Origin of the sequence: Streptomyces sp. SID5785 (assembly GCF_009870065.1) — a bacterium.
Lineage (GTDB): Bacteria > Actinomycetota > Actinomycetes > Streptomycetales > Streptomycetaceae > Streptomyces.
In genome coordinates this window covers 1-7,418 of record NZ_WWIA01001068.1, presented here as the reverse complement: position 1 = coordinate 7,418, position 7,418 = coordinate 1, and the positions used below count along the sequence as shown (strand labels likewise).

Annotated in this window: 5 protein-coding genes; all 5 read left to right on the top strand. The window is 74.1% G+C overall.

Features of this window, described 5'->3' with window-relative positions:
- Nucleotides 1-133: 133 nt before the first annotated feature.
- Entirely contained in the window at nt 134-1,003 is an 870-nt protein-coding gene (locus GTW43_RS34625; RefSeq protein WP_237536969.1) for a sirohydrochlorin chelatase, read from the top strand.
- A gap of 180 nt (nt 1,004-1,183) precedes the next feature.
- A complete protein-coding gene (locus GTW43_RS34620) occupies nt 1,184-2,614 on the top strand; it encodes a deoxyguanosinetriphosphate triphosphohydrolase (protein WP_161305933.1) in 1,431 nt (476 codons plus the stop codon).
- Nucleotides 2,615-2,751: 137 nt separating this feature from the next.
- Nucleotides 2,752-4,017: an FAD-dependent oxidoreductase gene (locus tag GTW43_RS34615; protein ID WP_161305932.1), complete on the top strand. Its 1,266-nt coding sequence runs from the start codon at nt 2,752-2,754 to the stop codon at nt 4,015-4,017.
- Between the two features lie 45 nt (nt 4,018-4,062).
- Nucleotides 4,063-5,964 (top strand): DNA primase, encoded by a 1,902-nt coding sequence (gene dnaG, locus GTW43_RS34610; protein ID WP_161305931.1) that lies wholly within the window; start codon nt 4,063-4,065, stop codon nt 5,962-5,964.
- Nucleotides 5,965-6,118: 154 nt separating this feature from the next.
- Complete coding sequence (locus tag GTW43_RS34605; RefSeq protein ID WP_161305930.1) at nt 6,119-7,381, top strand: RNA polymerase sigma factor; 1,263 nt, start codon at nt 6,119-6,121, stop codon at nt 7,379-7,381.
- Nucleotides 7,382-7,418: the final 37 nt, after the last annotated feature.

The following is a 7,418-nucleotide window of genomic DNA, read 5'->3' as shown; positions in this document are numbered from 1 at the left end:
GTTCATGACGGACGAGTCGGGCGCCACCCACCAGTTCCGCACGACGACGCACACCGACAGCACGGCTGACACGGCCGGTACGGCCGGTACGGCCCAGACCGCCGGCGCGGCCAGCACGGCAGGACTCCTCACCATGATCAGCAACCAGCTCGGGACCCAGCTCAGCCAGGTCTCCCCGCGCATCCCGCACACCCCGCACAACCTGAACGCCCCGCGCCCCCCGCACGGCTCGCGCACCCCGCGCCCCCCGCACAACCGCCCGCCCACCCTGCTCCTCGTGGCTCACGGTTCCCGTGACCCCCGCGCCCTGGAGACGGTGAGCGCGCTCGCCGACCGGATCCGCGCGCTGCGTCCCGGGCTGACCGTCCGCCTCGGGCACATCGAGCTGAACGAGCCCCTGCTCTCCGACGCCCTCGCCGCCCTCCCCGGCGGCAGCCGCGCCGTCCTCGTACCGCTGCTCCTGTCCCGCGGCCACCACGTGAAGCACGACATCCCCGGCGCGGCCGCGGACGCCGCCCACCTGCGCACCCGCCTCGCCGCGCCCCTCGGCCCGCATCCTCTGCTGGCGGAGGCCCTGCACGACCGGCTGATGGAGGCGGGCTGGCCCCGGCACCTGTCGGACCGGGCCCGCCGGCGCGGCGGTGTCGTGCTCGCCGCCGCCGGTTCCCGGGACCCCGACGCCGCGGCCGATCTGCGGTCGGCGGCCGGGCTGCTGGCGCGCCGGCTCGGCGTGCCGGTGCTCGCAGCGCACGGTTCGGCGGGCGCCCCCGATGTCGCGGAGGCCCTGCGGACGTTCGCCGGGCGCGGCCGGACCCGTACCGCCGTGGCCTCCTACTTCGCGGCCCCGGGCCGTTTCGCGACGCGGGCCGCGGCCGCCGCGCAGGGCATCGCCGCCGCCCCGCTCGGCACCCACCCGGCCCTGGCCCGCCTGGTCCTGCACCGCTACGACACGGCACTCGCCCCCGCCCCGCACGCGGCTCTGCCGGACCTGGCCTCGGCCTGACCGGGCGGTTGCCGTCCCGGCGGCTGTCGGCACCGTTACGACACGGCACTGGCCCCCGCCCCGCACGCGGCTCTGCCGGACCTGGCCTCGGCCTGACCGGGCGGTTGCCGTCCCGGCGGCTGTCGGCCTGACCGGGCCGCCGCCGCCCCGGCTGTCCGCGCCGCCGTCTACTGTCAGCGCATGAACGGCAGCGAAGACGGCACACACGGCAAGGGCAGCCCCCCGGCCTCTCCCCAGGGCGGCAAGGGCAGCCCCCCGGCCGCTCCGCATGGCGGCAACGGCAGCCCCCCGGCCGCTCCGCAGGGCGGCGCGCCTCACACTCCCGGCTACCCGGCCGCCGCGACCGCCCGCTGGGACCCCGAGCCCGACAAGCGTCCCGGCCGCACCGCGTTCCAGCGTGACCGTGCGCGCGTCCTGCACTCGGCGGCGCTGCGCCGCCTGGCCGGCAAGACGCAGGTCGTGACGCCCGGTACGCGCAGCCGGCACTGGGACGCGAGTCCCCGTACCCGGCTGACGCACTCCCTGGAGTGCGCCCAGGTCGGCCGCGAGCTCGGCGCCGCGCTCGGCTGCGACCCCGATCTCGTCGAGACGGCCTGTCTCTCGCACGACCTCGGCCACCCGCCGTTCGGGCACAACGGCGAGCAGGCGCTGAACGAGGTCGCCGCGGACTGCGGCGGCTTCGAGGGCAACGCCCAGTCGCTGCGCCTGCTGACCCGGATCGAGCCCAAGCGGTTCGTCCGCGTTCCCCGGGGCACCCGTGGTCCCGACTCGGGCGAACTGGTCAGCGTGGGGCTGAACCTGACGCGGGCGGCCCTCGACGCCGCCACGAAGTACCCGTGGCCGCGCGGCGCGCACCCGACCGACCCCGACTCGCCCAAGTTCGGTGTGTACGAGGACGACCGGCCGGTCTTCGACTGGGTCCGCGAGGGCGCCCCCGGCCACCGCGTGTGCTTCGAGGCCCAGGTCATGGACTGGGCGGACGACGTCGCGTACTCGGTGCACGACCTGGAGGACGGCCTGCACGCGGGACACCTCGATCCGAACGCGCTGCACGCCGAGCCCGAGCGCGCCGAGGTCTTCGCGGTCGCGGCCGCGCGCTACGCCCCGGCGGACGCCGGACCCGCCGAGCTGGCCGCCGCCCTCGACCGACTGCTCGACCAGGAGTGGTGGCCGCACGGCTACGACGGCACGGCCGTCGCACAGGCCCGCCTCAAGGACGCCACCAGCCAGCTCATCGGCCGTTTCTGCCTGGCGGCCGAGGGCGCGACCCGCGCCCGGTACGGCTCGGGCCGGCTCACCCGCTACGGCGCCGAGCTGGTCGTCCCGCGCGAGGCCCGCCTGGAGTGCGCCGTCCTCAAGGCGGTCGCCGACCGGTACGTGATGCAGCGCCCGCAGCAGGAGGCGCTCCGCGCCGACCAGCGGGTCGTCGTCGCCGAACTGGCGGCGGCGCTGACCGCCCGCGCCCCGGACGGCCTGGACCCCCAGTTCCGCGCGCTGTTCGACGCGGCGCCCGACGACCGCGCCCGCAAGCGTGTCGTCGTCGACCAGATCGCCTCCCTGACCGACGCGTCGGCCCGCTCCCTGCACGCCTCCCTCGACCACTCGGCGTGACCGGACCCAGGGAAAAAACCGGGAAAAACAGCGGAAAAACAGAAAGAAAGGTGCTCTGATCGGGCCGCGCCCCCTTCCCGCATCACGCTCTGTGCGGGACGCTCGCATATGACGGCATGGCAACGAGGAGGAATCACGTGGTCGACGCGGACCAGACGTTCGTCATCGTCGGAGGAGGGCTCGCCGGCGCGAAGGCCGCCGAGACGCTCCGCTCGGAGGGCTTCACCGGGCGGGTGATCCTGATCGGTGACGAACGGGACCACCCCTACGAACGCCCACCCCTGTCCAAGGGCTACCTCCAGGGCAAGGAGGAGCGCGACAGCGTCTTCGTCCACGAGCCCGCCTGGTACGCGAGCAACGACGTCGAGCTCCACCTGGGCCAGACGATCACCGCCATAGACCGTGCGGCGAAGACGGTGCAGCTGGGCGAGGGCACGGCCGTGCGCTACGACAAGCTGCTGCTGGCCACCGGCGCGGAGCCCCGCCGCCTCGACATCCCCGGCACCCACCTGGCCGGCGTCCACCACCTGCGCCGCCTCTCGCACGCGGAGCGCCTCAAGCACGTCCTCGCCTCGCTCGGCCGGGACAACGGACACCTGGTGATCGCCGGCGCCGGCTGGATCGGTCTCGAGGTCGCCGCCGCCGCCCGCGAGTACGGCGCCGAGGTCACCGTCGTCGAGCCCGAGGCCACCCCGCTGCACGCGGTCCTCGGCCCCGAGCTCGGCCAGATCTTCGCCGAGCTGCACGGCGACCACGGCGTCCGCTTCCACTTCGGCGCCCGCCTCACCGAGATCAGCGGACAGGACGGCATGGTCCTCGCCGCCCTCACCGACGACGGCGAGGAGCACCCGGCGCACGACGTGCTGGCCGCCATCGGCGCGGCCCCGCGCACCGCGCTGGCCGAGGCCGCCGGCCTGGAGCTGGCCCCGCGCGAGCACGGCGGCGGCATCGCCGTCGACACCTCGCTGCGCACCTCCGACCCGGACATCTACGCGGCGGGCGACGTCGCCGCCGTCCAGCACCCCCTCTTCGGCACCCGCCTGCGCGTCGAGCACTGGGCCAACGCGCTCAACGGCGGACCGGCCGCGGCCCGCGCCATGATGGGCAAGGACGTCGTCCACGACCGGGTCCCGTACTTCTTCTCCGACCAGTACGACGTCGGCCTGGAGTACTCCGGCTGGGCGCCGCCCGGCTCGTACGACCAGGTGGTGCTGCGCGGCGACGCGGGCAAGCGCGAGTTCATCGCGTTCTGGCTGAAGGACGGCCGGATCCTCGCGGGGATGAACGTGAACGTGTGGGACGTCACCGAGCCGATCCAGCAGCTGATCCGCTCCGGCGCCCGGCCCGGCGCCGAGCGGCTCTCCGACCCGTCCGTCCCGCTCGGCGACCTCCTGGGGGAGTGAGCGGGGGCGGACGGGAGTGTCCGAGGGGACCCGTAGAATTCACGCGTGGCAGGCAGGATCAATGACGAGGACGTGAAGGCGGTTCGGGACGCGGTCCCGATCGACGCCGTCGTCTCCGAGTACCTGCAACTGCGCAACGCGGGCGGCGGGAACCTGAAGGGCCTGTGTCCCTTCCACGACGAGAAGTCACCGTCCTTCCAGGTCAGCCCGAGCAAGGGGTTCTTCCACTGCTTCGGCTGCCAGGAGGGCGGCGACACCATCACGTTCGTGATGAAGATCGACCACCTCTCCTTCTCGGAGGCGGTCGAGCGCCTGGCCGGCCAGGCGGGCATCACCCTGCGCTACGAGGAGGGCGGGTACAACCCCTCCCACCAGCGCGGCGAGCGCATCCGGCTCGTCGAGGCGCACAAGGCCGCCGCGCAGTTCTACGTCGACCAGCTGGAGTCCCCGGAGGCCGAGATCGGCCGCCGCTTCCTCGCGGAGCGCGGTTTCGACCAGGCCGCCGCCGCCCACTTCGGCGTCGGATACAGCCCGGCCGGGTGGGACCACCTCACGCGCTTCCTGCGCGGCAAGGGCTTCAGCGACAAGGAGCTCATCCAGTCCGGCCTGTCCCAGGACGGCCGGCGCGGCCCCATCGACCGCTTCCGCGGCCGCCTCATGTGGCCGATCCGCGACATCGGCGGCGAGGTCGTCGGCTTCGGCGCCCGCCGCCTGCGCGACGACGACAACGGGCCGAAGTACCTGAACACGCCAGAGACCCCCATCTACAAGAAGTCCCAGGTCCTGTACGGGATCGACCTCGCCAAGAAGGAGATCGCGAAGTCGTCCCGCGCGGTCGTCGTCGAGGGCTACACGGACGTCATGGCCTGCCACCTCGCCGGGGTGCCCACCGCCATCGCCACCTGCGGCACCGCGTTCGGCGGCGACCACATCAAGATCCTCCGCCGGCTCCTGATGGACAACGGATCGGCGCGGGTCATCTTCACCTTCGACGGCGACGCGGCCGGCCAGAAGGCCGCCCTGCGCGCCTTCGAGGACGACCAGAAGTTCGCCGCCGAGACGTACATCGCGATCGCGCCCGACGGCATGGACCCCTGCGAGCTGCGCCTCGCCAAGGGCGACGAGGCCGTCGCCGACCTCGTCGAACCCCGCACCCCCCTCTTCGAGTTCGCACTGCGCCAGATCACCGCGTGCTACGACCTGGAGACCCCCGCGGGCCGCGCCGCCGCCCTCGACGAGGCCGCCCCGGTCGTCGCCCGGATCAAGAACAGCGCCTCCCAGCACGAGGTCGCCGTCCAGCTCGCCGGCATGCTCGGTATCCTCGACACCCAGTTCGTCGTCAAGCGCGTCGCCCAGCTCGCCCGCTGGGCCCGCGACCGCGGCGGCAAGGGCCCGGCCCCCGCCCGCGGCCCCGGTGCCCCCGTGCCCGCCGCCGCACCCGCACGCCCCTTCGGCGGCCCCGCGCTCACACTGCGCAATCCCGTCTTCGCGACCGAGCGCGAGCTCCTCAAGCTCGCCCTCCAGCACCCGCACCTCGTCTCCCCGGCCTTCGACGCGTACGGGGTCGACGAGTTCACCGCCGAGCCCTACGCGGCCGTCCGCCTCGCCGTCCTGGAGGCGGGCGGCGCCGAGCAGGGCGTCCAGGACCCGCACGAGTACCTCGTCGCGGTCCGCGCGGCCGCGCCCGACGACGCGGTCCGCGCCATGGTCACGGAGCTCGCCGTCGAGGCCATCCACCGCAAGACCGTCGACGAGGCGTACGCGGGCGAGCAGCTCGTCTGGGTCCGCCGGCGCGCCGTCGACCGCCGCATCCGCGACGTGCAGGGCACCCTCACCCGCCTGGGATCCGGCGGCGACCCGGTGCAACTGGCCGCGGTGCAGAACGAGTTGTGGGTGCTCCAGCAGTACGGCCAGGCCCTGCGGGAGCGCGGCGCCGACGCCCTGTAGCCGGCCCGCGCCCCCGTACGCCGTTTCACGCGGCACCCGACGGGGAAGCCCGCCGGGCCGTACGGTTCGGTAACCGCCCGGTCACGCACCGGACTCAAAAAGTCGTCGCACACCCCTCGTGGCGGCAGTGTGTCGTACCCCACACTGAGTCTCGGTGCCTGAGTCCCCGGAGCGCGGCCGGAGCGCGGACGACGCGTCCGACACCCCCGCGGATCCGCTCATCGCGTACGGGACGGACAGCGGCGAGGCCGCCGCTGACGCCCCTCTGCCGCACGCCTCAGCAGCGATCACCCTGGAGGTCGCCCCCGTGCAGACCCAGACCCTCGCCCAGAGCGACAGCACAGCGCAGGACGAACCGGCCGCCGCACCGGCGGACGAGGCGCTCCCCGCGGTCCCGCCGCAGAGCCGCGCCGCGCACCATCCGGAGGCGGGCGCCGCCGGACCCCCGCAGGACGCCCCGGCCGACGTGCCCGAGCCGGTGCGCGCCGTCCGTGCCGACACCGGCGGCCCGTCGTCCGACCTGTTCCGCCAGTACCTGCGCGAGATCGGCCGCATCCCGTTGCTGACCGCCGCCGAGGAGGTCGAGCTCGCCCGGCGCGTCGAGGCCGGACTGTTCGCCGAGGAGCGGCTGATGGCGGGCACCGACGTCGACTCCCGGCTCGCCCTGGACCTCGACCGGCTCGTCGTCATGGGACGGATGGCCAAGCGCCGGCTCATCGAGGCCAACCTGCGCCTCGTCGTCTCCGTCGCCAAGCGCTACGTGGGCCGCGGCCTGACCATGCTCGACCTCGTCCAGGAGGGGAACCTCGGCCTCATCCGCGCCGTCGAGAAGTTCGACTACGCGCGCGGCTACAAGTTCTCGACGTACGCCACGTGGTGGATCCGGCAGGCCATGAGCCGCGCGCTGGCCGACCAGGCGCGCACCATCCGCGTCCCGGTCCATGTCGTCGAACTCATCAACCGCGTCGTCCGCGTCCAGCGCCGCATGCTCCAGGAACGCGGCTACGAGCCGACCCCCGAAGAGGTCGCCGTCCACCTCGACCTGCCGCACGAGCGGGTCAGCGAGGTGCTGCGGCTGGCCCAGGAGCCGGTCTCGCTGCACGCCCCGGTCGGCGAGGAGGACGATGTCGCGCTCGGCGACCTGATCGAGGACGGGGACGCGGCGAGCCCCGTGGAGTCCGCCGCGTTCCTGCTGCTCAGGCAGCACCTGGAGGCCGTCCTGTCGACCCTGGGGGAGCGCGAGCGCAAGGTCGTGCAGCTCCGCTACGGCCTGGTCGACGGCCGCCCCCGCACGCTGGAGGAGATAGGCCGCATCTTCGGCGTGACCCGCGAACGCATCCGCCAGATCGAGTCCAAGACCCTCAACAAACTGAGGGACCACGCCTTCGCCGACCAGCTGAGGGGCTACCTGGACTGAGGCTGCGCCCCGTGAGGGGCGCGGGGAACTGCGCGAC